The 20,748-nt window shown below is 70.1% G+C and carries 20 protein-coding genes and 2 tRNA genes; 12 read left to right on the forward strand and 10 right to left on the reverse strand.

The genetic code is table 11. The features are described from left to right. Together QZ749_RS10890 and QZ749_RS10895 are read left to right on the forward strand one after the other, a co-directional pair. Positions 1 to 1,218 carry an NAD(P)/FAD-dependent oxidoreductase gene (locus QZ749_RS10890; RefSeq protein ID WP_296946477.1) on the forward strand — a complete coding sequence of 406 codons (1,218 nt, stop codon included), beginning with the start codon at positions 1 to 3 and terminating at the stop codon, positions 1,216 to 1,218. Positions 1,219 to 1,231: 13 nt separating this feature from the next. Further along, on the forward strand, positions 1,232 to 3,928 hold the full coding sequence (locus QZ749_RS10895) for a nitrate reductase (protein ID WP_296946480.1): 2,697 nt from the start codon (positions 1,232 to 1,234) through the stop codon (positions 3,926 to 3,928). 22 nt (positions 3,929 to 3,950) lie between these two features. Here the strand turns inward: QZ749_RS10895 and fumC are convergent, their stop codons facing one another. The 4 genes from fumC to QZ749_RS10915 all read right to left on the reverse strand — a co-directional run bounded on the left by fumC (position 3,951) and on the right by QZ749_RS10915 (position 8,430). Continuing rightward, positions 3,951 to 5,402, reverse strand: a complete 1,452-nt coding sequence (gene fumC, locus QZ749_RS10900) for a class II fumarate hydratase (RefSeq protein WP_296946483.1) — start codon at positions 5,400 to 5,402, stop codon at positions 3,951 to 3,953. Between the two features lie 10 nt (positions 5,403 to 5,412). Continuing rightward, complete coding sequence (mqo, locus tag QZ749_RS10905; RefSeq protein ID WP_296946486.1) at positions 5,413 to 6,936, reverse strand: malate dehydrogenase (quinone); 1,524 nt, start codon at positions 6,934 to 6,936, stop codon at positions 5,413 to 5,415. Then, positions 6,917 to 7,324: an AraC family ligand binding domain-containing protein gene (locus QZ749_RS10910; RefSeq protein ID WP_296946489.1), complete on the reverse strand. Its 408-nt coding sequence runs from the start codon at positions 7,322 to 7,324 to the stop codon at positions 6,917 to 6,919. Before QZ749_RS10910 ends, mqo begins: the two co-directional genes overlap by 20 nt. Before the next feature lie 134 nt (positions 7,325 to 7,458). Beyond that, entirely contained in the window at positions 7,459 to 8,430 is a 972-nt protein-coding gene (locus tag QZ749_RS10915; RefSeq protein WP_296946492.1) for a LysR family transcriptional regulator, read from the reverse strand. Between the two features lie 92 nt (positions 8,431 to 8,522). On the opposite strand from QZ749_RS10915, the gene QZ749_RS10920 reads away from it, so the two are divergent. Then, positions 8,523 to 9,737 (forward strand): MFS transporter, encoded by a 1,215-nt coding sequence (locus tag QZ749_RS10920; RefSeq protein WP_296946495.1) that lies wholly within the window; start codon positions 8,523 to 8,525, stop codon positions 9,735 to 9,737. Between the two features lies 1 nt (position 9,738). Here QZ749_RS10920 and QZ749_RS10925 read toward each other — a convergent pair whose 3' ends face one another. Together QZ749_RS10925 and QZ749_RS10930 are read right to left on the reverse strand one after the other, a co-directional pair. Next, positions 9,739 to 10,116, reverse strand: coding sequence for a SirB2 family protein (locus tag QZ749_RS10925; protein ID WP_296946498.1), 378 nt, complete (start codon positions 10,114 to 10,116; stop codon positions 9,739 to 9,741). 58 nt (positions 10,117 to 10,174) lie between these two features. Beyond that, a complete protein-coding gene (locus tag QZ749_RS10930) occupies positions 10,175 to 11,134 on the reverse strand; it encodes a TerC family protein (protein ID WP_296946501.1) in 960 nt (319 codons plus the stop codon). A gap of 164 nt (positions 11,135 to 11,298) precedes the next feature. Between QZ749_RS10930 and QZ749_RS10935 the strand changes: the two genes are divergently transcribed. Beyond that, the gene (locus QZ749_RS10935; protein WP_296946503.1) at positions 11,299 to 12,432 is read left to right on the forward strand and encodes a hypothetical protein; all 1,134 of its coding nucleotides are present in this window, start codon (positions 11,299 to 11,301) and stop codon (positions 12,430 to 12,432) included. 59 nt (positions 12,433 to 12,491) lie between these two features. Here QZ749_RS10935 and QZ749_RS10940 read toward each other — a convergent pair. From QZ749_RS10940 to ispB, 3 genes are all read right to left on the reverse strand, one after another. Beyond that, positions 12,492 to 12,568: transfer RNA gene (locus QZ749_RS10940), tRNA-Pro, on the reverse strand. A 72-nt stretch (positions 12,569 to 12,640) separates the two neighbouring features. Next, positions 12,641 to 12,717: transfer RNA gene (locus QZ749_RS10945), tRNA-Pro, on the reverse strand. A 52-nt stretch (positions 12,718 to 12,769) separates the two neighbouring features. Then, a complete protein-coding gene (ispB, locus tag QZ749_RS10950) occupies positions 12,770 to 13,759 on the reverse strand; it encodes an octaprenyl diphosphate synthase (protein ID WP_296946505.1) in 990 nt (329 codons plus the stop codon). A gap of 276 nt (positions 13,760 to 14,035) precedes the next feature. Here ispB and rplU point away from each other — a divergent pair, with 276 nt between their 5' ends. From rplU to proB, 5 genes are all read left to right on the forward strand, one after another. Next, the gene (rplU, locus tag QZ749_RS10955) at positions 14,036 to 14,347 is read left to right on the forward strand and encodes a 50S ribosomal protein L21 (protein ID WP_036230184.1); all 312 of its coding nucleotides are present in this window, start codon (positions 14,036 to 14,038) and stop codon (positions 14,345 to 14,347) included. A 42-nt stretch (positions 14,348 to 14,389) separates the two neighbouring features. Beyond that, positions 14,390 to 14,662: a 50S ribosomal protein L27 gene (gene rpmA, locus QZ749_RS10960; RefSeq protein ID WP_047824517.1), complete on the forward strand. Its 273-nt coding sequence runs from the start codon at positions 14,390 to 14,392 to the stop codon at positions 14,660 to 14,662. A gap of 133 nt (positions 14,663 to 14,795) precedes the next feature. After that, positions 14,796 to 15,908: an Obg family GTPase CgtA gene (gene cgtA, locus QZ749_RS10965; RefSeq protein ID WP_296946514.1), complete on the forward strand. Its 1,113-nt coding sequence runs from the start codon at positions 14,796 to 14,798 to the stop codon at positions 15,906 to 15,908. Positions 15,909 to 15,910: 2 nt separating this feature from the next. Beyond that, the gene (locus tag QZ749_RS10970; protein WP_296946517.1) at positions 15,911 to 16,321 is read left to right on the forward strand and encodes a hypothetical protein; all 411 of its coding nucleotides are present in this window, start codon (positions 15,911 to 15,913) and stop codon (positions 16,319 to 16,321) included. Continuing rightward, complete coding sequence (proB, locus tag QZ749_RS10975) at positions 16,318 to 17,463, forward strand: glutamate 5-kinase (protein WP_296946519.1); 1,146 nt, start codon at positions 16,318 to 16,320, stop codon at positions 17,461 to 17,463. The genes QZ749_RS10970 and proB overlap by 4 nt, the downstream gene beginning before the upstream one ends. 61 nt (positions 17,464 to 17,524) lie before the next feature. Here proB and QZ749_RS10980 read toward each other — a convergent pair whose 3' ends face one another. Further along, a complete protein-coding gene (locus tag QZ749_RS10980) occupies positions 17,525 to 17,941 on the reverse strand; it encodes a VOC family protein (RefSeq protein WP_296946522.1) in 417 nt (138 codons plus the stop codon). 271 nt (positions 17,942 to 18,212) lie between these two features. Here QZ749_RS10980 and QZ749_RS10985 point away from each other — a divergent pair, with 271 nt between their 5' ends. The 3 genes from QZ749_RS10985 to QZ749_RS10995 are packed head-to-tail and all read left to right on the forward strand — an operon-like array spanning position 18,213 to position 20,732. After that, complete coding sequence (locus QZ749_RS10985; RefSeq protein ID WP_296946524.1) at positions 18,213 to 18,944, forward strand: MotA/TolQ/ExbB proton channel family protein; 732 nt, start codon at positions 18,213 to 18,215, stop codon at positions 18,942 to 18,944. Continuing rightward, positions 18,934 to 19,356, forward strand: coding sequence for a biopolymer transporter ExbD (locus tag QZ749_RS10990; RefSeq protein ID WP_296946526.1), 423 nt, complete (start codon positions 18,934 to 18,936; stop codon positions 19,354 to 19,356). The genes QZ749_RS10985 and QZ749_RS10990 overlap by 11 nt, the downstream gene beginning before the upstream one ends. A 2-nt stretch (positions 19,357 to 19,358) precedes the next feature. Next, a complete protein-coding gene (locus tag QZ749_RS10995; RefSeq protein ID WP_296946528.1) occupies positions 19,359 to 20,732 on the forward strand; it encodes a hypothetical protein in 1,374 nt (457 codons plus the stop codon). The last annotated feature ends 16 nt before the right edge of the window (positions 20,733 to 20,748 follow it).

A 20,748-nucleotide genomic window follows, 5' to 3' on the forward strand; every position in this document is an offset into this window, starting at 1 on the left:
ATGGAACGCCAGTCCCTCGTCGTCATCGGCAACGGCATGGCCGGCATGCGCACGGTCGAGGAATTGCTCAGGCTCGCGCCCGACAGGTACCGCATCGCCGTGTTCGGGCTGGAACCCCACGGCAACTACAACCGCATCCTGCTGTCGCCCGTGCTGGCCGGCGACAAGAGCGTCGACGACATCATGCTCAACACCCGCGCCTGGTACGCGGACAACGGCGTCCAGCTGCACGCGGGCGACCCGGTGGTGCGCATCGACCGCAGGCGCCGCACGGTGCACGCGGCGTCCGGCCTGGCCGTGCGCTACGACCGCCTGCTGATCGCCACCGGCTCGAAGCCCTTCATCGTGCCGGTGCCGGGCCACGACCTGCCGGGCGTGGTCGGCTTTCGCGACCTGCACGACGTCGACACGATGCTGGCGGCGGCGCGCGCCGGCGGCAAGGCCGTCGTCATCGGCGGCGGCCTGCTCGGCCTGGAGGCGGCCAACGGCCTGCTGCGCCGGGGCATGGACGTGACCGTGGTGCACGTCACCGCCAGCCTGATGAACCAGCAGCTCGACCCGCCCGCGGCCGACCTGCTGCGCGCCAGCCTGGAGCGGCGCGGCCTGCGCATCCTGCTGGAACGCCAGACCGCCGCCATCGCCGCCGGCGCCGCCGGCCGGGTACGCAAGGTGGTGTTCGAAGGCGGCGAGGAGATCGACGCCGACCTGGTCGTGATGGCCGCCGGCGTGCGGCCCAACGTCGAACTGGCCAGGGCCGCCGGCCTGCATTGCGAGCGCGCCATCATCGTCGACGACACGCTGCAGACCTACGACCCGCGCATCTATGCGGTCGGCGAGTGCGTCCAGCACCGCCGCGCCACCTTCGGCCTGGTGGCGCCGATCTGGGACCAGGCGCGCGTGTGCGCCGCCCACCTGGCCGGCAGCGGCCACCGCCGCTACGTGCAGCAGGCCACCGCCACCAAGCTGAAGGTGACGGGCGTGGACCTGTACTCGGCCGGCGACATCGTCGGCGGCGCCGGCAGCGAAGACCTGGTGCTGCGCGACCGGCGCGGCGGCGTGTACAAGCGCCTGGTGGTGGCGGGCAACCGCCTGACCGGCGCGGTGCTGTACGGGGACGTGGCCGACGGCCCCTGGTATTTCGACCTGATCCGCAACGGCACCGACATCTCTTCCATCCGCGACCACCTGTTGTTCGGCCAGGCGCAAGCCGCCGCCTGACGAGGAATCCCCCATGACGCCTTCCATCCCGATCCTGTCCTCCACCGTGCGCACCACCTGCCCGTACTGCGGCGTCGGCTGCGGCGTCGACGCCCGGGTCGGGGCGGACGGCGCGCTGTCGATCGCCGGCGACGCCGCGCATCCCGCCAGCGGCGGGCGCCTGTGCGTGAAGGGGGCGGCGCTGGGCGAGACGGTGGGACTGGAAGGACGCCTGCTGGCGCCGATGCTGCGCACCGGGACGGGCCTGCGCGCGGCATCCTGGGACGAGGCGCTGGACCGGGTGGCCGGCGAGTTCGCGCGCATCGTCGCGCAGCACGGTCCGGACGCGGTGGCGCTGTACGTGTCGGGCCAGCTGCTCACCGAGGACTACTACGTCGCCAACAAGTTCATGAAGGGCTACGTCGGCAGCGCGAACATCGACACCAATTCGCGCCTGTGCATGTCCTCGGCCGTGGCCGGGCACAAGCGCGCCTTCGGCGAGGACATCGTGCCCGGCTGCTACGAGGATTTCGAGCTGGCCGACCTGCTCGTGCTGGTCGGCTCGAACGCCGCCTGGTGCCATCCCACGCTGTACCAGCGCATCGCGCGCGCGAAACAGGAGCGCCCGCAGATGCAGGTGGTGGTGATCGACCCGCGCCGCACCGCCACCTGCGAGCTGGCCGACCTGCACCTGCCCGTCAAGCCCGGCGCCGACGTGTGGCTGTTCGACGGCCTGCTGGCCTACCTCGCGGCGCAGCGCGCCGTCGACCACGACTTCGTGGACGCCCACACCGAGGGCCTGGCCGACGCGCTGGAGGCGGCCGGCAGGGCCGGCACCCTCCTCGACGTGGCCAGGGCGTGCGGGCTCGATCCGCAGCAGCTGCTGCGCTTCTACGAGCTGTTCGCGCGCACCGGGAAGACCGTCACCGCCTTCACCATGGGCGTGAACCAGTCCACCAGCGGCGCCGACAAGGTCAATGCGATCATCAACTGCCACCTGGCGACGGGGCGCATCGGCCGTCCCGGCATGGGGCCATTCTCGCTGACCGGGCAGCCGAACGCCATGGGCGGGCGCGAGGTCGGCGGCCTGGCGAACATGCTGGCGGCGCACATGGACCTCGAGGACCCGGACCAGCGCACGTCCCTGCAGGCGTTCTGGGATGCGCCGCGCATGGCCGACAAGCCGGGCCTGAAGGCGGTCGACCTGTTCCGCGCGATCGAGGAGGGCAAGGTCAAGGCCGTCTGGATCATGGCGACCAATCCGCTGGTCAGCCTGCCGGACGCCGGCCAGGCGCGCCGCGCGCTGGAGCGGTGCGAGCTGGTGGTGGCGTCCGACATCGTCGCCGGCACCGACACCAACGCCTTGGCCCACGTGCTGCTGCCGGCGCTGGGCTGGGGCGAGAAGGACGGCACGGTCACCAATTCCGAGCGCTGCATCTCGCGCCAGCGCGCCTTCCTGGCCGCGCCGGGCCAGGCGCGCGCCGACTGGGACATCGTGTGCGACGTCGCGCGCCGCATGGGCTTCGCCGGATTCGACTTCGCCGGCGCGCACGAGATATTCGACGAGCACGCGCGCCTGTCGGCCTGGAACAACGGCACCGACGGCCAGCGCCGGCGCCTGTTCGACATCGGCGGCCTGGCGGGCATGGACCGCGCCGGCTACGACGCGCTGGCGCCGGTGCAGTGGCCCGTGCGCGCGCCGGGCGAGGCCAGCGCGCGCCTGTTCGGCGCCGGCGGCTTCGCGCACCGCGACGGGCGCGCGCGCTTCGTGCCGACCGCGCCGCGCCGGCCGGCCAACCTGCCGGACGGCGACTACCCGATGGTGCTGAACACCGGCCGCGTGCGCGACCAGTGGCACACGATGACCCGCACCGGCCGCGCGCCGACGCTGGCCGGACACGCGCCGGAGCCGTTCGTCGACATGCACCCGCAGGACGCGCTGCTGTGCGGCGTGAAGGCGGGCGAGCTGGCGCGCGTGACGAGCGCCTGGGGCGCGGTCGTCGCGCGCGTGCAGCACGGCGGCGGCATCGCGCGCGGCAGCGCCTTCATGCCGATCCACTGGAGCGGCCGGACGGCGTCCGACGCGCTGGTCGGCGCCGTCGTCAATCCGGCCGTCGATCCGGTCTCGGGCGAGCCCGAGTTCAAGCACACGCCGGTGCGCATCGAACCGTTCGGCGTGGCCTGGTACGGCTTCATCCTCAGCCGCGGCGAGCTGCCGCTGCGCGAGGCGGCCCACTGGACCCGCATCCAGGGGCGCGGCTTCGTGCGCTATGAGCTGGCCGGCCGCGTGCCGTTCGCGCAGGCGCCCGCGTGGACCCGCGCGCTGCTGGGCCTGGGCGACGGGGACGACGACGCCGACTGGATCGAGGTCGAGGACAGGAGCGGCGGCATGGTGCGCGCCGCGCACCTGGTCGACGGCCGCATCGTGTCCTGCCTGTTCGTCTCGCGGCGCCAGGACCTGCCGGCGCGCGCCTGGCTGGCCGGCATGTTCGACAAGGAGCGGTTCACCCCGGCCGACCGCCTCGCCCTGCTGTCCGGCCGCGCGAAGGAGCCGGGCGCCGACCCGGGCCCGACCGTCTGCTCCTGCTTCGGCGTCGGCCGCAAGACCATCGAGGGCGCGATCCGGCGCCACGGGCTGGCCGACGCGGCGGCCGTCACGGCGTGCACGAAGGCGGGCGGCAACTGCGGGTCGTGCGTGCCGGAGATCCGCGCCCTGCTGGCGCAAGCGTGATGCCGCGCCCCGCGCGCGGCGGTCAGGCTCCCGCCACGCCGGTCCCGACCATGGCCGCGGGATCGACCAGGCGGTCGAACGTGGCCGCGTCCACGTGGCCCGAGCGTAGCGCCGCCTCGCGCAGGGTGGCGCCGCTGGCCTGGGCCTGTTCGGCGATCTGCGCCGCGCGCTGGTAGCCGATCGCCGGCGACAGCGCCGTCACCAGCATCAGGCTGCGCCCGACGTGGGCGGCGATGCGTTCGCGGTCGAGGTCCGTGCCCTCGACCGAATAGGTACGGAATCTCGCGCAGCCGTCGGCCAGCAGCGTGGCCGAGTGCAGGAAGGCGTTGACGATCAGCGGGCGCATGGCGTTCAGCTCGAAGTTGCCCTGCGAGCCGGCGAACGCCACCGCGCCATCGTTGCCCAGCACCTGGATGGCGATCATCACCATCGCCTCGCATTGCGTCGGATTGACCTTGCCGGGCATGATCGACGATCCCGGCTCGTTCGGCGGCAGCCGCAGCTCGCCCAGGCCGCAGCGCGGCCCGGACGCCAGCCAGCGCATGTCGTTGGCGATCTTCATCAGGGCCACCGCCAGGCCGCGCAGCGCCGCGTGCGCCGCCACCATCGCGTCGAGCGATCCCTGGGCCATGAACTTGTTGGGCGCGGTGACGAAGGGCTTGCCGGTCAGCGCGGCGATGCGCTGCGCCACCGCGGCCGAGAAGCCGGGCGGCGCGTTGATGCCGGTGCCGACCGCGGTGCCGCCCAGCGCCAGCTCGTACAGGCCGCGCCGGCCGTCGGCGATGGCGCGCGCGGCGGCGCGCAGCTGGGCGGCCCAGCCCGACCATTCCTGGCCGACCGTCAGCGGCGTCGCGTCCTCCAGGTGGGTGCGGCCGATCTTGACGACGTCCATCCAGGCGGCGGCCTTGGCCTCGATCACGCCGGCCAGCCGGTCGACTTCGGGCAGCAGCCGGCGGTCCAGCAGGTCCAGCGCGGCGATGTGCATGGCGGTGGGGAAGCTGTCGTTCGAACTCTGGCCCATGTTGACGTCGTCGTTCGGCGCCACCGGCCGCTGGCTACCGAGCGTGCCGCCCAGCAGCTGGATCGCGCGGTTGGCCAGCACCTCGTTGACGTTCATGTTCGATTGCGTGCCGGATCCGGTCTGCCACACGTACAGCGGGAAGTGGGCGTCGAGCAGGCCGGCCGCGGCCTCGTCGGCGGCGCGCACGATCGCCCGCGCCTTCCAGGCGGGCAGCCGGCCGGCGTCCAGGTTGACGAGCGCGCAGGCCTTCTTGACGATGCCGTAGGCATGGTAGACCGCCTTGGGCATGCGGTCGTCGCCGATCGAGAAGTGCACCAGCGAGCGCGCGGTCTGCGCGCCGTAGTACTTGTCGGCCGGGACGTCGACGTCGCCCATCGAATCGAATTCGCGGCGCGTGCCGGTGGCGGCCAGGCCGATCGGGATGTCCAGCAGCTGAGGTTCCATGTCGGTCATGCTTGCTCCTTCATACGTCGTCGATGCGCAGCAGCGCCGCCGTCTCGGCGCGGCTGCGGCGGCAGGCGTCGGCGTCCTGTTTCAGGTCGATGCCCCAGGTCGGGATCATCGCGCGCAGGCGCGGCAGCCAGCCGTCGGCGCCGAGCCGCTCGGGGAAGCAGCGTTGCAGCACCGCCATGGCGATGAACGCGGCGGTCGACGCGCCCGGCGAGGCGCCCAGCAGGGCCACCAGCGAGCGGTCGGCGGCGGCGACCAGCTCGGTGCCGAAGTGCAGCGACCCTTCCTCGTGCCGGAACCAGCCCGTGCTCTCGTGCGGCGCGATGGTCTGCACGCGCTGGCCGGCGACGGCCTTGCGCCAGTCCTGCCGCACCGCGCCCGGATAGAACGCCTGCAGCTGGGCGAACTGGTGCTCGGCGCTCTGCAGCACCTGGCCGATCAGGTATTCGGTCAGCGCGACGTTGTCGCGCGCCACGTCCAGCAGCGGGATGATGTTGCTGGGCGTGAGCGAGGCGAACAGGTCGGACAGGCCGCCGTGCTTGAGGAAGCGCGTCGAGAAGCCGGCGTAGGGGCCGAACAGCACCGAGCGCTTGCCGCCGACGATGCGCGTGTCCAGGTGCGGCACCGACATCGGCGGCGACCCGCTGGCGGCCTTGCCGTAGACCTTGGCGTGGTGGCGTTCGCTGACCGCGTCGACGTCGCAGCGCAGCCAGATGCCGCTGACCGGGAAGCCGCCGTAGCCGCGCGCTTCCGGGATGCCGGACTTCTGCAGCAGCGGCAGCGCGCCGCCGCCGGCGCCGATGAACACGAAGCGCGCGGACAGCGTGCGCGTGGGGCCGTGTTCCCCGTCGCGGGTGTCGCGCACGCCCACGCGCCAGCCGCCGGCGCTACGGTCGAGCGCCTCCACCCGGCTGTCGTACTGCACGGCGAAGCCGGGCTGCGCGGCCAGGTGGTCCACCAGCAGGTGCGTCAGCGCGCCGTAGTCGACGTCGGTGCCGGTGACCATGCGCGTGGCGGCGAGCGGCTGGCCGGGCGCGCGGTCTTCCATCAGCAGCGGCGCCCAGCGCGCGATCTGCGCGGGATCCTCGGTGTATTCCATGCCGCGGTAGCAGTGGTGCGCCGACATGGCCTGGTAGCGCGCGCGCAGGAAGGCGACGTTGTCCTTGCCCTGGACGAAGCTCATGTGCGGGCAGGGGTGCAGGAAGGCGCGCGGGTCGGGAATGGCGCCGCGCCGCACCAGGTGCGCCCACAGCTGGCGCGAGACGTCGAACTCGGTGTTCACCTCGAGCGCCTTGGCGATGTCGACGCTGCCGTCGGGCCGCTGCGGGGTGTAGTTCAGTTCGCAGTTCGCCGCGTGGCCGGTGCCGGCGTTGTTCCAGCCTTCCGAACTCTCGAGCGCGCAGTCGTGCAGCGCTTCCAGCATGACGATGGACAGCGACGGGTCGAGCTCCTTCAGCACCACGCCGAGCGTGGCGCTCATGATGCCGCCGCCCACCAGGACGACGTCGTGCATGGTGTCAGTGGTCTGCGCGGTCAAGATGGTCTCCTTTCGTGAACAGGTCGGCGACGTCGGGGCCGACGATGACGTAGGCGCGGCGCCATGGCTGGTCGTCGACCAGGCGCCAGCTGTGGCCGCTGCCGCGCGTGTCGTCGGCCAGCAGGACGTCGCCGGGGCGGATCAGGAAGGTGGCTCCGGCGGCGGTGCGGAATTCGAGCGTGCCGCTCAGCGTCAGCACGAGCTGGCGCGCGGGGGCGTCGTGCGCGCCGAAGGCGCCGCCCGGGCCGGTCTCGCGGAACGAGATGCTGGCGGCGCCGAGCACGTGGCTCAACGCGTCGCCGCGCTCGCCGCGGGGCAGGGCGATATGGCCTTCCTCGAAGGTGGAATTGCCGTCGGAACCGGTCCAGATGCGTACGCAGCGGATCATGGGTGGTGCTCCTTGCTTTGGTGGCTGGCGGCACCAATGTAGCGTGCCCGGCCGCGCACGCGCTCGGCCGTTCGTAGGATGCGATGATGATCGAAATATGATCCGCCGGCGCCGCCGGCGCGGGATCGGCGCGCCTACCGCGGCGGCGGCGGGATCCCGTCGGCGTCCACCGGGGCGATCCCGAACGCCTGCGGCACCGCCACCCGCATGATCTCGATGAAGCGGCGCAGCCGGGCAGGGTAGAACCTTGCCGGCGGGTAGATCAGCCAGATCGGCAGCGGCGTCGCCTGCCATTGCGGCACCAGCTGCACCAGGCGGCCGGTATCGAGCTCGTCGTGCAGCGCCCAGTGCGAGCCGAGCGCGACGCCCACGCCCAGCAGCGCGGCATTGCGCAGCGTGTACAGGTTGTCGGTGTACAGGCGCGGGCGGATCGCCAGGCGCACGGTGGCGCCGCTGGCGGCATGGCTGAGCACGACCTCGTCGCGGTAGAAGTTGCTGGCGGCGATCCAGGGCAGGGCCGGCAGGGCGTCGGGATGCGCCGGCATCCCGCGGCCGTCGAGCAGCGACGACGCGGCCACCACGATGCGCGGCACTTCTCCCAGGCGGATCGCGACCATGTCCGGCGGCGGGTCGTCGCCGACGCGGATCACGCAGTCGATGCCGGCGCCGATCAGGTCGGGCGTGCGGTCGTGCAGCGTCCATTCCACCGTCATGCGCGGGTAGCGCTTCAGGTATTCCGCCAGCGGCGCGACCAGCTGCTGCTGGCCGAAGGCATGCGGGGCGATCACGCGCAGCAGGCCGACCGGCTCGTCGCCGGCGCCGCGGATCTCGCTCTCGAACGCCTGCCAGCCGGCGATCAGTTCGCGCGCGCGCTGGTAGCAGCGCATGCCGTCGTCGGTCAGCGTCATCGCGTGCGTGGAGCGCTGCAGCAGGCGCACGCCCAGCGATGTTTCCAGCGCCTTCAGGCGCCGGCTGACGGTGGGCTGCGTGGTGCCGAGCAGGCGCGCCGCCGCCGACAGGCTGCCGGCATCGACGATGCGCACGAAGGTTTCCACCAGCATCATACGGTTGGTGGAGGTATCGTCACTGAATTTTTCAAGGTTCATACGTTCATCGTATAACAGTTCTACCGGCGGCGCGTCTACCGTCACGGGTGGGCGCCCCGCATAATCCGACCATCGCATCCTCCAGGCTCACCATGAACACCTCGCACCCCACCATGACGGTATCCCCGCAGGCGACGCGCCTGTCGACGCCGTTGATCTTCCTGCTGGCCGGCGGCACCGGCCTGTCGGTCGCCTCGCTCTACTACAGCCAGCCGACGCTGGGCATCCTGGCCACCGAACTGCACGCCGATGGCCGCACCATCGGCTGGATCCCCACGCTGACCCAGTTCGGCTACGCCCTCGGCCTGCTGTTGCTGGCGCCGCTCGGCGACCGCTTCGACCGCCGCAACATCATCCTGGTCAAGGCCGCGATCCTGTGCGCGGCGCTGCTGCTGACGGGCTTCGCGCCGTCGCTGGGCGTGCTGCTGGGCGCCAGCCTGCTGGTGGGCCTGTTCGCCACCGTCGCCCAGGACATCGTCCCGGCCGCCGCCACGCTGGCGCCGCCCGCGCACCGCGGCAAGGCGGTCGGCACCGTGATGACCGGCCTGCTGCTGGGCATCCTGCTGTCGCGCGTGGCGAGCGGCTTCGTGGCCGAGCAGTACGGCTGGCGCACGGTGTTCGTCTTGGCCGCCGCCAGCATCGCGCTGATGGCGCTGGTGATGGCGCGCGGCCTGCCGCGCTTCGCGCCGACCAGCAACGTGTCGTATCCGGCCCTGCTGCGCTCGCTGGCCACGCTGTGGGGCCAGCACCGCACGCTGCGCCAGGCCGCGCTGTCCCAGGGCCTGCTGTCGCTGGGCTTCTCGGCCTTCTGGTCGACGCTGGCCGTGATGCTGCACGGCGCCCCGTTCCACCTCGGCGCGGCCGCCGCCGGTTCCTTCGGCCTGGCCGGCGCCGTGGGCGCGCTGGCCGCGCCGTTCGCCGGCCGCATGGCCGACCGCCGCGGCGCGGCCTGGGTGGCGCGCCTGGCGGCGGCCATCTCCCTGGCCTCGTTCGCCACGATGTTCGCGATGCCGCTGCTGCCGGTCCCGGGCCAGCTGGTGCTGCTGGCGCTGGCCACGATCGGCTTCGACCTGGGCGTGCAGGCCAGCCTGATCTCGCACCAGACCATCGTCTACGGCATCGCCCCGGAGGCGCGCAGCCGCCTGAACGCCATCCTGATGACCAGCGTGTTCGTGGGCATGGCGACCGGCGGCCTGCTCGGCGCCCAGGCGCTGGCGGCGTGGGGCTGGAACGGCGTGGTGCTGCTGGCGGTGGCCGCGTCGACGGCGGCGCTGCTGGTGCGGACGCTGGCCGCCGCCGGCAAGTGAGTCAGGAGGGCAGCGGGTTCCTGGTGACGGCCACCGCGACGATGTAGGCGAACACCGCCAGCGCCGCGCAGAACGCCGCCGCGCGCTGCCCGCGCGTGCGCCCGCGCTTGAGGGCGATCGTGCCGAGCGCGATGTAGGCGACCAGGGCCACCACCTTGGCCGTGAGCCAGGGCTGCTGGCCGGGCCGCATGCCGCTCCATGCGGACAGGCCGATGGCGCTGGCCAGCAGCAGGGTGTCGATGACGTGCGGCGCGATCCGCACCCACCGTTGCCGCAGCAGCGGCGAGGCGCGCAGCATCCAGATGCCGCGCAGCGCGAACAGGAAGCCGGACAGGCCGGCGCAGGTCATGTGGAAGTGCTTGAGGCTGAGGTACTCCATGGCAGCGATCCAGGTGGAAACACGGCAGCGTAGCCCGTTTCCATCCGGATACGCAAGCTCAGGCCTTCGGCGCGCCCTTCGAATGCATCAGGCTGGCGATCACCGACACCGCCAGGATCAGCCCCACCACGCCCAGCGCGATCGGCGTCGGGATCTTGTAAACGTCCAGCAGCAGCATCTTGGCGCCGATGAAGATCAGGATCGCCGCCAGTCCGTACTTGAGCAGGTGGAAGCGCTGGGCCATGTCGGCCAGCAGGAAGTACATGGCGCGCAGGCCCAGGATGGCGAAGATGTTCGAGGTGAACACGATGAACGGGTCGCCCGTCACGGCGAAGATGGCGGGAATCGAGTCCACCGCGAAGATCACGTCGGTGACCTCGACCAGCACCAGCACGACGAACAGCGGGGTGGCGTAGCGCACGCCCTGCTTGACGACGAAGAAGCTGTGGCCGTGGTACTCGTCGGTGATCTTCATGTGGCCGCGCATCCAGCGCAGCACCCGGTTGTCGGCCAGGTCCGATTCCTTCTCGGCGACCAGCAGCATCTGGATGCCGGTGTACAGGAGGAACAGGCCGAACAGATAGAGGATCCAGTGGAACTGGGCCAGCAGCAGGGCGCCCACGTAGATCAGGATGGCGCGCAGCACGATCGCGCCCAGCACGCCGTACAGCAGCACGCGTTTCTGGAACATCGGCGGCACGGAAAAGAAGCCGAACAGCGTGATCCAGACGAACACATTGTCCACCGCCAGCGACTTCTCGATCAGGTAGCCGGTCAGGTATTCCAGCGACTTCGCCTTCGCGACCTCCGGCCCCAGCGTGCCCTCCAGGTACCACCACAGCCAGGCGCCGAAGGCCAGCGCGATCGAGATCCAGATCAGCGTCCAGATCGCCGCCTCGCGCGTGCTGACCTGGTGCTCGCCCTCGTGCTTGAGGACGAAGAAGTCGACGGCGAGCATCACGGCCACCAGGGCCGTGAACGCCATGTACAGGGTGGGCGTGCCGATCGAGTCGATCATGGTGTCTCCCGGAATGGTCGGTAACTGGACGGTTACCGTCGATTCTAGGGCCGGCGCGGGCATCGCGGCGCGCGAACGGCCAGCCGATCCCGGCCATGCGTGGCATGATGTCGCCGAACCCGCCAATGCGCCGCCGCCGGCGCCATCGATGAAAGGATCCGACCATGCACCTGCGCGCCCTCGCGCTCCTCGCGCCAGCCCTGGCGCTTGCCGTACCGGCCCGCGCCGCGCCGGTGGCGTTGACCGCGCCGGGTGCGAACACGGTCCTCTCCCAGGTCGTGGAGATCGCCGGCGGCAGGGTGTGCATGGCCGGCGTGACCGTCGGCAGCCCGCGCGAGCCGGAGCGCGGCACGCTCATCGTGTTCGACCTGGCCGCCAACCGCGTCGCCTGGCAAAAGACGATCGATCCGCCCGCCGGCAGCGGCAGGCTGGCGTTCCGGGCCTGCCAGGCGGGCGGCGGCGGCGTCCACGCCGGCGCCGAAGCGGTAGCGGCCGCGGGCAAGGACGGCAGGCTGTCGGCGCCCTGGGTCTACCGCTTCGACGACCAGGGCAGGTTGCTGGCGTCGAAGGAAGTGGAGACGGGATCGTCCGAGGCCCGCGTCTACGCCATCGAGGCCGACGCGGACGGCGTGACGCTGGCCGGCGCCACCGGCGATGCGTCGGCGGCGGTGACGTCGAACGGGATGTTTGTCGCGCGCCTGGATTCGTTGCTGCACGGTGCCACCGTCACGAGGCTGCCGACCGGCGCCTTCGCCCACGGCGCGGTCGCCAGGTTGGCCGGCAATGCGTTGTACGTCGGCGGGAACTTCCTGCCGGCCGCGCAGCCGGGCGGCGCGAAGCCGGATGACTACGCGATGTCGCGCATCGTCGGCGGCAAGTACCGCTTCAGCGCCAGGCCCGTGAAGCGCAGGTCGAACGGCGTCGTCACCGCCATCGCGCCCGCCAGCGACATCGTGGCGCTGGGCAACGACGGCAGGACGACGCAACTGGTGGCGGTCGGCGCGGACGGCAAGCCCCGGGAAGACCTGCAGGTGGCGAGCGCGTTCTGCTGGACCAGCGCCATCAGCGCGGATGCGACCACCGTGTATGCGATCCGCACCGAGTGCCGCGACCCGGACACCCCGGCCGTGCTCACGGCCATCGATCGCCGCAGCGGCGCCGAAGTCGTCGTCAGCGGGATCGTCGGCGAGCCGGAGTACGTGCTGGCGACCGGCGCGAAGCTCGTCGTGATCGCGAAGAAGCGCGATGGGACATTGATGCTGCAGGCGCTGGCGAAGGGCGCGGACCGGGAAGAGTGAGGCAGTGGCAGCGCCAACGAAAAAGCCCCGGCTCGCGCCAGGGCTTTTTCTAGAATTCTTGGTCGGGGTGAGAGGATTCGAACCTCCGGCCTCTACGTCCCGAACGTAGCGCTCTACCGGGCTAAGCTACACCCCGACGGTAGGTAGTACTTTGAAGCGGCGGCGCGATCCGGGAAGATCGGCGGTGGATGCCGCAAACAAGAAAGGATGGTCGGGGTGAGAGGATTCGAACCTCCGGCCTCTACGTCCCGAACGTAGCGCTCTACCGGGCTAAGCTACACCCCGACTGTTCGAGATGCCGTTACCGGAATCTCGGGAAGGCATTACTATAGTTGCCTCAATGGTTCCTGTCAACAGCGAAGCTGCACAGCTGCAGCAGCGCGGCCTTGTACGCGTTCTCCGGCAGGTCGGCGATCGACGCGGCGGCGCGGCGGGCGGCCGCTTCGGCTTCGCGGCGCGTGAAGTCCAGCGCGCCGCTCGACGAGACGGCGGCCAGCACGGCGTCGAAATGGGTTTCGTCGCCCTGTTCGATGCAGGTGCGGATCAGTTCGCGCTGTTCCGGCGTGCCGTTTTCCATCACGTAGATCAGCGGCAGCGTCGGCTTGCCTTCGCGCAGGTCGTCGCCGACGTTCTTGCCGATCTCGGCGGCGTCGCCCGCATAGTCGAGTACGTCGTCGATGAGCTGGAACGCGGTGCCCAGCGAACGGCCGTATTCGCCGGCCGCCTCGATCTGGGCGTCGTTCGCGCCGGCCACCAGCGCGCCGAGCTGGGCGGCGGCTTCGAACAGCTTGGCGGTCTTGGAGCGGATCACGCGCAGGTAGCTTTCCTGGGTGACGTCGGGGTCGTGCATGTTCAGCAGCTGCAGCACCTCGCCCTCGGCGATGACGGTGGTGGCGCGCGACAGGATCCGCATCACGCGCATGTCGTCCAGGCTCGTCATCATCTCGAACGCGCGCGAGTACAGGTAGTCGCCCACCAGCACCGAGGCCGCGTTGCCGAACATCGCATTCGCGGTCTGGCGGCCGCGGCGCATCGCCGACTCGTCCACGACGTCGTCGTGCAGCAGCGTCGCCGTGTGGATGAACTCGACGACGGCGGCCAGCTCGTGGTGTCCGGCGCCGCGGTAGCCGTAGGCGTTCGCCAGCAGCAGCACCAGCACGGGACGGATCCGCTTGCCGCCGGCGCTGATGATGTATTCGGCGATCTGGTTCACCAGGGCGACTTCCGATTGCAGGCGCTGGCGGATCACGCCGTTGACGGCCTCCATGTCGGCTGCGATCGTGGTGGTGATGGAATGTTGTTGTGCGGTTTGGGTGGCGGCGGACAAGGCGAACCTGCTGACGTTGAAGGCGGAGGATGGATGTTGTTGAGCCGCGATTATACGACATGCAAGCGCAACCCGCCCCTTTCCCCATGGGCGGGCCCCGGGCACGGCCATGGGCAAACGGGCGATGTTGCACATGCGTCACCCACCCATCGCGCCAGCGCGACCATTTTGACGCAACGCACCAGTTTATGTATAATCGTCTGTTCCCCGAACTCATGGCTGTGTTTCTCGCCGGATTCGCGGGGATTTTATTAACAATCAATGAGGTTTCAAATCATGTACGCGGTCATAAAAACCGGTGGCAAGCAATACAAAGTTGTCGCTGGCGAAAAACTCAAAGTAGAACAGATACCGGCAGACATTGGTTCCGAACTCACTATCGATCAGGTTCTCGCCGTCGGCGAGGGCGAGAGCATCAAGTTTGGTGCTCCGCTGGTGGAAGGTGCTTCGGTTCGCGTGACTGTTGTTTCGCATGGTCGTCACGACAAAGTGCGTATCTTCAAGATGCGTCGTCGTAAGCACTACCAGAAGCGCCAGGGCCACCGCCAGAACTACACCGAAATCCAAGTGGTTGCGATCAACGGCTAAGCGCCGCGCGTCCCTTCTTCAGCTAATCAAGGAGCATTTGAAATGGCACACAAAAAAGGCGGCGGCACTACGCGAAACGGCCGTGACTCAGAAAGCAAACGCCTCGGCGTGAAAGTCTACGGCGGCCAGTCGATCAACGCAGGCGGCATCATCATGCGCCAGCGCGGCACCACCATCCGTCCGGGCACCAACGTCGGCCTGGGCAAGGACCACACCCTGTTCGCCCTGGTGAACGGTACCGTCAAGTTCGTCAAGCAAGGCGTCGGCTCGAAGCAGTACGTGACCGTCGTCGCTGCAGAAGCAGTCGCTGCTTAATTGAATTAGGCAATGCGCCGTCCCGGACGGCGCTCTCTTTGCAAGGCGCAAGCCTTCATCGAAAGGCTCTGCCATCGGTAGGGCCTTTTAATTTTTGGGCGGAGCAACGCCCATTTTTGCTGGTGGTCTCATCATGAAGTTTATCGACGAAGCACGCATCGAAGTCATCGGCGGCGATGGCGGCAACGGTTGCGCCTCCTTCCGCCGCGAGAAGTTCCGTCCGTTCGGCGGCCCCGACGGCGGCGACGGCGGCCGTGGCGGCTCGATCTGGGCGATCGCCGACCGCAACGTCAACACGCTGGTCGACTTCCGCTTCTCCAAGGTGCACACCGCGAAGAACGGCGAACCGGGCCGCGGCTCCGACTGCTACGGCAAGGGCGCCGAGGACGTCTACCTGCGCATGCCGGTCGGCACCCTGATCATCGACGATAACAATGGCGAGATCATCGCCGACCTGACCGAGCACGAGCAGGTCGAACTGCTGGCCAAGGGCGGCGAGGGCGGCTGGGGCAACATCCACTTCAAGACCTCGACCAACCGCGCGCCGCGCCAGAAGACCGAAGGCAAGGAAGGCGAACGCCGCGAACTGCGCCTCGAACTGAAGGTGCTGGCCGACGTGGGCCTGCTGGGCATGCCGAACGCCGGCAAGTCGACCTTCATCACCGCCGTCTCGAACGCGCGCCCGAAGATCGCCGACTACCCGTTCACGACGCTGCATCCGAACCTCGGCGTGGTGCGCGTCTCGCACGCGAAGAGCTTCGTGATCGCCGACATCCCCGGCCTGATCGAGGGCGCCGCCGAAGGCGCCGGCCTGGGCCACCAGTTCCTGCGCCACCTGAGCCGCACCGGCCTGCTGCTGCACATCGTCGACATCGCGCCGATGGACGGCAAGACCGATCCGGTCAAGGAAGCCAAGGCCCTGGTCAAGGAACTGGAAAAATACGACGAAGAGCTGCTCAACAAGCCGCGCTGGCTGGTGCTGAACAAGCTCGACGTGGTGCCCGAAGACGAGCGCAAGAAGCTGGTCAAGGACTTCATCAAGAAAATGGCCTGGAAGGGCCCCGTGTTCGAGATCTCGGCGCTGAACCGCGCCGGCTGCGAAGACCTGGTCCACGCCATCTACCAGCACCTGGAAGAGAAGCGCCACGTCGAACACCGCTCGGAAGAAAAGCAGATGACGGAAGAAGCCCGCGCCATCTCGTCGATCGATCCGGACGACCCGCGTTTCAAGATCATCGAAGACTGATCTTGGCAGTCCGTCCCGCGACACGTTACCGCCTGCGCGCGCAACTGCTGCAGGCGACGGCCACGGTCAGCTCGCTGGCCGCGTTGTCGGCCCTGCTCGATCCGGACCGGATCGCCGAGCGGTTCGGACTGTTCCTCGTCGGCGTGAACGGCTACAGCCAGTTCTACGCCATCTATGTCGGAGTGCGCCTCGCCACCGCGGGGCTGGCTCTGTTGGCTGCGAGGCGGGGCGACCAGCCCATCCTCGGCGACCTCACTGCACTGTTCATCCTCGCGCAGCCGCTCGGCCGCTTCGTCGCGGCTTTCGCGATCGGCCTGCCGCAGGGGGTTTTGTTAGCCATTTGCGGGATCGAACTGCTGGTCGGCCTGGCGCTGCTGGCATTGCGACCGCACGGACGCCTGCTTTCGCCATGACCGCCAACCACGCCACCACCACTCCCGCTTCCGTCATCCAGGCCGCCGGCCGCATCATCGTCAAGGTCGGTTCCTCGCTCGTCACCAACGAAGGCCGCGGCCTCGACCACGCCGCCATCGCCCGCTGGGCCGCCCAGATCGCCGCGCTGCGCCTGCTCGGCAAGGAGGTCGTGCTGGTCTCGAGCGGCGCCATCGCCGAAGGCATGCTGCGCCTCGGCTTCGGCGCGCGCCCGACCGACATCCACGAACTCCAGGCCTGCGCCGCCTGCGGCCAGATGGGCCTGGCGCAGATCTACGAGACGAGTTTCCGTACCCACGGCATCAAGACCGCCCAGGTGCTGCTGACGCATGCCGACCTGGCCGACCGCGAGCGCTACCTGAACGCCCGCTCCACGCTCACGACGCTGCTGCGCCTGGGCGTGGTCCCGATCATCAACGAGAACGACACCGTCGTCACCGACGAGATCAAGTTCGGCGACAACGACACGCTCGGCGCCCTGGTCGCCAACCTGATCGAGGCCGATGCCCTCGTGATCCTGACCGACCAGAAGGGCCTGTATTCGGCCGATCCGCGCAAGGATCCGTCCGCACACCTGATCCAGCAGGCGCAGGCCGGCGACGCGTCGCTGGAAGCGATGGCCGGCGGCGCCGGCAGCAGCATCGGCAGCGGTGGCATGCTGACCAAGGTGCTGGCCGCGAAACGCGCCGCGCGCTCGGGTGCGCACACCGTGATCGCCTGGGGCCGCGAAGACAATGCGCTGGTACGCCTGGCGCAGGGCGAGGCGATCGGCACCCAGCTGCTGGCCGCCACCGCGCGCATGACGGCGCGGCGCCAGTGGATGCACGACCACTTGCACACGGCGGGCATGCTGGTGCTCGACGCCGGCGCCGTGCACAAGCTGCAAAGGGAAGGCAAGTCGCTGCTGCCGATCGGCGTGACCGCCGTGCGCGGCGAGTTCGGACGCGGCGCGCTGGTCGCCTGCGTGGACGAGGCCGGCCGGGAAATCGCGCGTGGCCTGGCCAACTACACCAGCAGCGAAACCCGCCGCATCATGCGCCATGCCTCCAGCGAGATCGAAGGCATCCTCGGCTACGTCGAGGCGCCGGAGCTGGTGCATCGGGATAACCTGGTGCTGCTGTAAGCCTGGCGTGACCCCTCCTGGCTGACATGGCGGGTCCGGCTCGCCCGGTCGAACACCCCGGTCATGGCGATGGCGACCCGGCATCCGGCGGCGCGTCGTGGCACACCACGCACAGCTTGTTCCCGTCCGGGTCGCGGAAGTAGGCGCCGTAGTAATGCGCGTGATAGTCGGGCCGCAGGCCGGGCGCGCCTTCGTCGCTGCCGCCGTGGGCCAGCGCGAGCGCATGGGCGCGCGCCACCGTGGCGCGGTCGGCGGCCAGGAATGCCGCCATCTGGCCGTTGCCCGGCGCGTGGCCGTGGCCGTCCCAGGGCCTGCCGACCACGAACAGCGGGCGCGCCTGGCCCGGCACCTGCCAGCCGGCCCAGGCGCGGGCGGCATCGCAGAAGCGCTCGGCGATGCCGAGGGACGCCATCAACGGCCGGTAGAACGCCAGCGCGCGTTCGAAATCGCTCACACCCACGAATACATGGGAAAACATCGCCGCCTCCCTGTCTTGTCGATGGGGCAGGATAACACGCGGCGGCAGCTCGATTCCATCCGGCAAGACGATGGCTGGACAGCCGATTCATGCCGTCCGTCGCCGGCAGGCCGTGGCCCTGCGCAGCTTGCATGATTGCGCACGTGCCCGGCGCTGGAGTCCATTTTTCCTTCGTGTGGAAGTAAAAAATTCCATTATATGGCAAATAGGATGCGATTCGGAAGATATCCTGTGCTACATTGTCTAGCCATACCAATACGAAAGGCTCGCAATGTCGCGCTCGTTCCGCTCGCTCGTCCCTTGCATCCTGTGCCTGCCGGCGTTGCCCGTGCGGGCGCAGGACCTGACCATCGCGTCCCAGCTCGCCAACGGCGGCACGGGCATCGTCGTGACCGGCCTGTTGTCGGTACTGGCGCTGGCCGTGGTGTTCGAGCGGCTGGCGAACCTGCGCGCCGCCAGGCTCGCGCCGCAGGACCTCGCCGACGACGCGCGCGGCCTGTGGCAGGCCGGCCGCTTCGCCGAGCTGCGCGAGCGGGTGGCCGATGGCCGCAGCGTGCTGGCGCGCATCCTGGGCGAGCTGGCCGGGCGTCCCGGCCTGCCGCAGCCGGTGCTGGCGGCGCGCGCGGCCGAGATGGCGTCGCTGGAGCTGCGCCTGCAGCAGCAGAAGGCGTACGCGCTGAACGTGGTCGCCACCATCGCGCCGATCGTCGGCCTGCTCGGCACGGTGATCGGGATGATTGAATCCTTCCACGTGATCGCCGCGAGCGGCATGGGCGACCCCACCCAGCTGGCGGGCGGCATCTCGAAGGCGCTGGTGAACACGGCGGCCGGCCTGTCGGTGGCGCTGCCGGCGCTGGCCGCCCACCACATCTTCCGCCACCGCCTGGTCGGCATCGGCATCCTGCTCGAACGCCAGCTCAATGCCGTGCTGGACGCGGCGCCGGCCGCCACGGCATCGCTGCGCGCCGACCCGGCCGCGACGGAGGCCGTCCATGCGCATTGACATCGACGACGACGAGCAGCCCGAGATCGGCCTGATCGCGCTGATCGACTGCATCTTCTTCCTGCTGATGTTCTTCATGGTCGCCACCTCGTTCAAGCAGAAGGAGGACAAGCAGCGCGAGAAGCAGATGCCGATCACGCTGCCGCGCTCCAGCGCCTCGCTCGACATGGCGAAGGCCGCGCCCGATCCGCTGGTGATCGTGGTCGACAAGCGCGGCAACGTCGCCATCGGCAAGGACACCCTGTCCAGCGAAGGCCTGCACGAACGCCTGCGCGACGAGGCGGCGCGCAGCCCGGGCCGGCCGGTGCGCATCGACGGCGACGGCGGCGCCTCCTACCAGTCCATCGTGCACGTGCTGGACCTGTGCCAGTTCGAGGGACTGACGACCATCTCGATGCACACGCGGCGCTAGCGATGGCCGCCGCCGCATCGACGCTGGACCGTTCGGCGCTGTACGCACTGCCGCGCCGCCATCCCTGGCTCGCCGCCTCGGTGGGGGCGCACCTGCTGCTGGCGGCCAGCCTGTACCGGGCCGGGCCGGTCCATGTCGAACGCCAGCGCACGCAGGGCGTGCAGGCGCGGGTCGAACGCTCGCTCGCCGCCACCGACAAGCGCCAGATGCGGCGCGAGCTGCGCGCGATGGAGGAGATCAGGGATGCGCTGGAACAGAGCACGGGCATGGCGCCGAGGCCGCGCGCCCGCCGCGGCGGCGCGGACGATCCCGAACAGCAAGCGCGCGAACTGGCGCGCGCCATCGAGAAGGTGGAGCAGCAGGTGCGCGCGGCCGAGCTGGCGCGCCTGCTGGAGATCCCCGAGGCGCAGGCGCGCAAGCGCGTGCAGCAGGAAGCGGCGCGCCGGCCCAAGCCGGTGCCGCCCAAGGGCCTGCCGCCGCAGGCGGTGGTCGCGCAGCTGGCGCGCCAGGCGCGCGACGCGCTGGCCCGGCGCCGCGTGCAACTGGCGCAGCAGCGGCAGGGCATCGCCGTCAACCAGCCCGGCACGGGGCTGGGCGACGGCCGCATGAGCGGCGTCGCCGGTGGACGCGGCAGCGGCGGCGTGCAGTCCGGGCAGCCGTCGGCATCGGTCGGCGGCCGGCTCGACGCGCTGGCCAAGGGCCTGGGCATGGAGCCGCCCGGCACCCTGATGGGCAGCAGCCTGGACATGTCGAGCACGGCGTTCTCGGACCAGCGCAGCTATGCCGGCTACCTGGCGCCGCCGCCGGTCGACGCCGGCCGCGTGCGCGCCGGCGGCGGGCGCACCATCGGCGCCGGCGGCGCATACGCGAACCGCATCCACCTCGACACCTGGTACGTGATCGGCCCGTTCGAAGGGCAGGGCGGCGCCAGCCGCGACGCCGTCTATCCGCCCGAGCGCGGGGTCGACCTGGACGCCGTCTACTACGGCAAGAACGACCTGCCGGTACGCTGGACCTGGCAGCAGGACCCGTCCTATCCGACGATCCCGCGCCCGCGCGCCGAGCACGCCGTCTACTACGCCTGGACCGAGGTGAACGTCGAGGAGGACGTCGACCTGTGGGTGTCGATCGGCGCCGACGACGATTCGAAGATGTGGTTCAACGACCGCCTCGTGTGGATCAGCGCCGACGGCGACAAGCCGTGGTATCGCCAGGCCTTCACGGCGATGGACGCGGAGATCGGCGCGCGCAACCTGGCCGAGGGCCAGCGCAAGCTGCACTTCACCAAGGGGCGCAACACCATCCTGTTCAAGCTGTACAACGGCGTCGACCTGATGTTCTTCTCGGTCGTGCTGGCGCCGGCCGAAGGAACCTGAATCCCAACGGAGCACC

The sequence above is a fragment of the uncultured Massilia sp. genome, assembly GCF_913773735.1.
Lineage (GTDB): Bacteria > Pseudomonadota > Gammaproteobacteria > Burkholderiales > Burkholderiaceae_D > Telluria.

Bases quoted from the DNA above. Each gene is read 5' to 3' on its own strand.
- QZ749_RS10890 (WP_296946477.1), top strand. From the start codon at position 1: ATGGAACGCCAGTCCCTCGTCGTCATCGGCAACGGCATGGCCGGCATG.
- rplU (WP_036230184.1), top strand. From the start codon at position 14,036: ATGTACGCGGTCATAAAAACCGGTGGCAAGCAATACAAAGTTGTCGCT.
- QZ749_RS10995 (WP_296946528.1), top strand. From the start codon at position 19,359: ATGGCCGCCGCCGCATCGACGCTGGACCGTTCGGCGCTGTACGCACTG.
- QZ749_RS10910 (WP_296946489.1), bottom strand. From the start codon at position 7,324: ATGATCCGCTGCGTACGCATCTGGACCGGTTCCGACGGCAATTCCACC.
- QZ749_RS10930 (WP_296946501.1), bottom strand. From the start codon at position 11,134: ATGATCGACTCGATCGGCACGCCCACCCTGTACATGGCGTTCACGGCC.
- QZ749_RS10925 (WP_296946498.1), bottom strand. From the start codon at position 10,116: ATGGAGTACCTCAGCCTCAAGCACTTCCACATGACCTGCGCCGGCCTG.
- fumC (WP_296946483.1), bottom strand. From the start codon at position 5,402: ATGACCGACATGGAACCTCAGCTGCTGGACATCCCGATCGGCCTGGCC.
- QZ749_RS10980 (WP_296946522.1), bottom strand. From the start codon at position 17,941: ATGTTTTCCCATGTATTCGTGGGTGTGAGCGATTTCGAACGCGCGCTG.
- QZ749_RS10895 (WP_296946480.1), top strand. From the start codon at position 1,232: ATGACGCCTTCCATCCCGATCCTGTCCTCCACCGTGCGCACCACCTGC.
- QZ749_RS10990 (WP_296946526.1), top strand. From the start codon at position 18,934: ATGCGCATTGACATCGACGACGACGAGCAGCCCGAGATCGGCCTGATC.
- QZ749_RS10985 (WP_296946524.1), top strand. From the start codon at position 18,213: ATGTCGCGCTCGTTCCGCTCGCTCGTCCCTTGCATCCTGTGCCTGCCG.
- cgtA (WP_296946514.1), top strand. From the start codon at position 14,796: ATGAAGTTTATCGACGAAGCACGCATCGAAGTCATCGGCGGCGATGGC.
- QZ749_RS10915 (WP_296946492.1), bottom strand. From the start codon at position 8,430: ATGAACCTTGAAAAATTCAGTGACGATACCTCCACCAACCGTATGATG.
- proB (WP_296946519.1), top strand. From the start codon at position 16,318: ATGACCGCCAACCACGCCACCACCACTCCCGCTTCCGTCATCCAGGCC.
- QZ749_RS10935 (WP_296946503.1), top strand. From the start codon at position 11,299: ATGCACCTGCGCGCCCTCGCGCTCCTCGCGCCAGCCCTGGCGCTTGCC.
- QZ749_RS10920 (WP_296946495.1), top strand. From the start codon at position 8,523: ATGAACACCTCGCACCCCACCATGACGGTATCCCCGCAGGCGACGCGC.
- rpmA (WP_047824517.1), top strand. From the start codon at position 14,390: ATGGCACACAAAAAAGGCGGCGGCACTACGCGAAACGGCCGTGACTCA.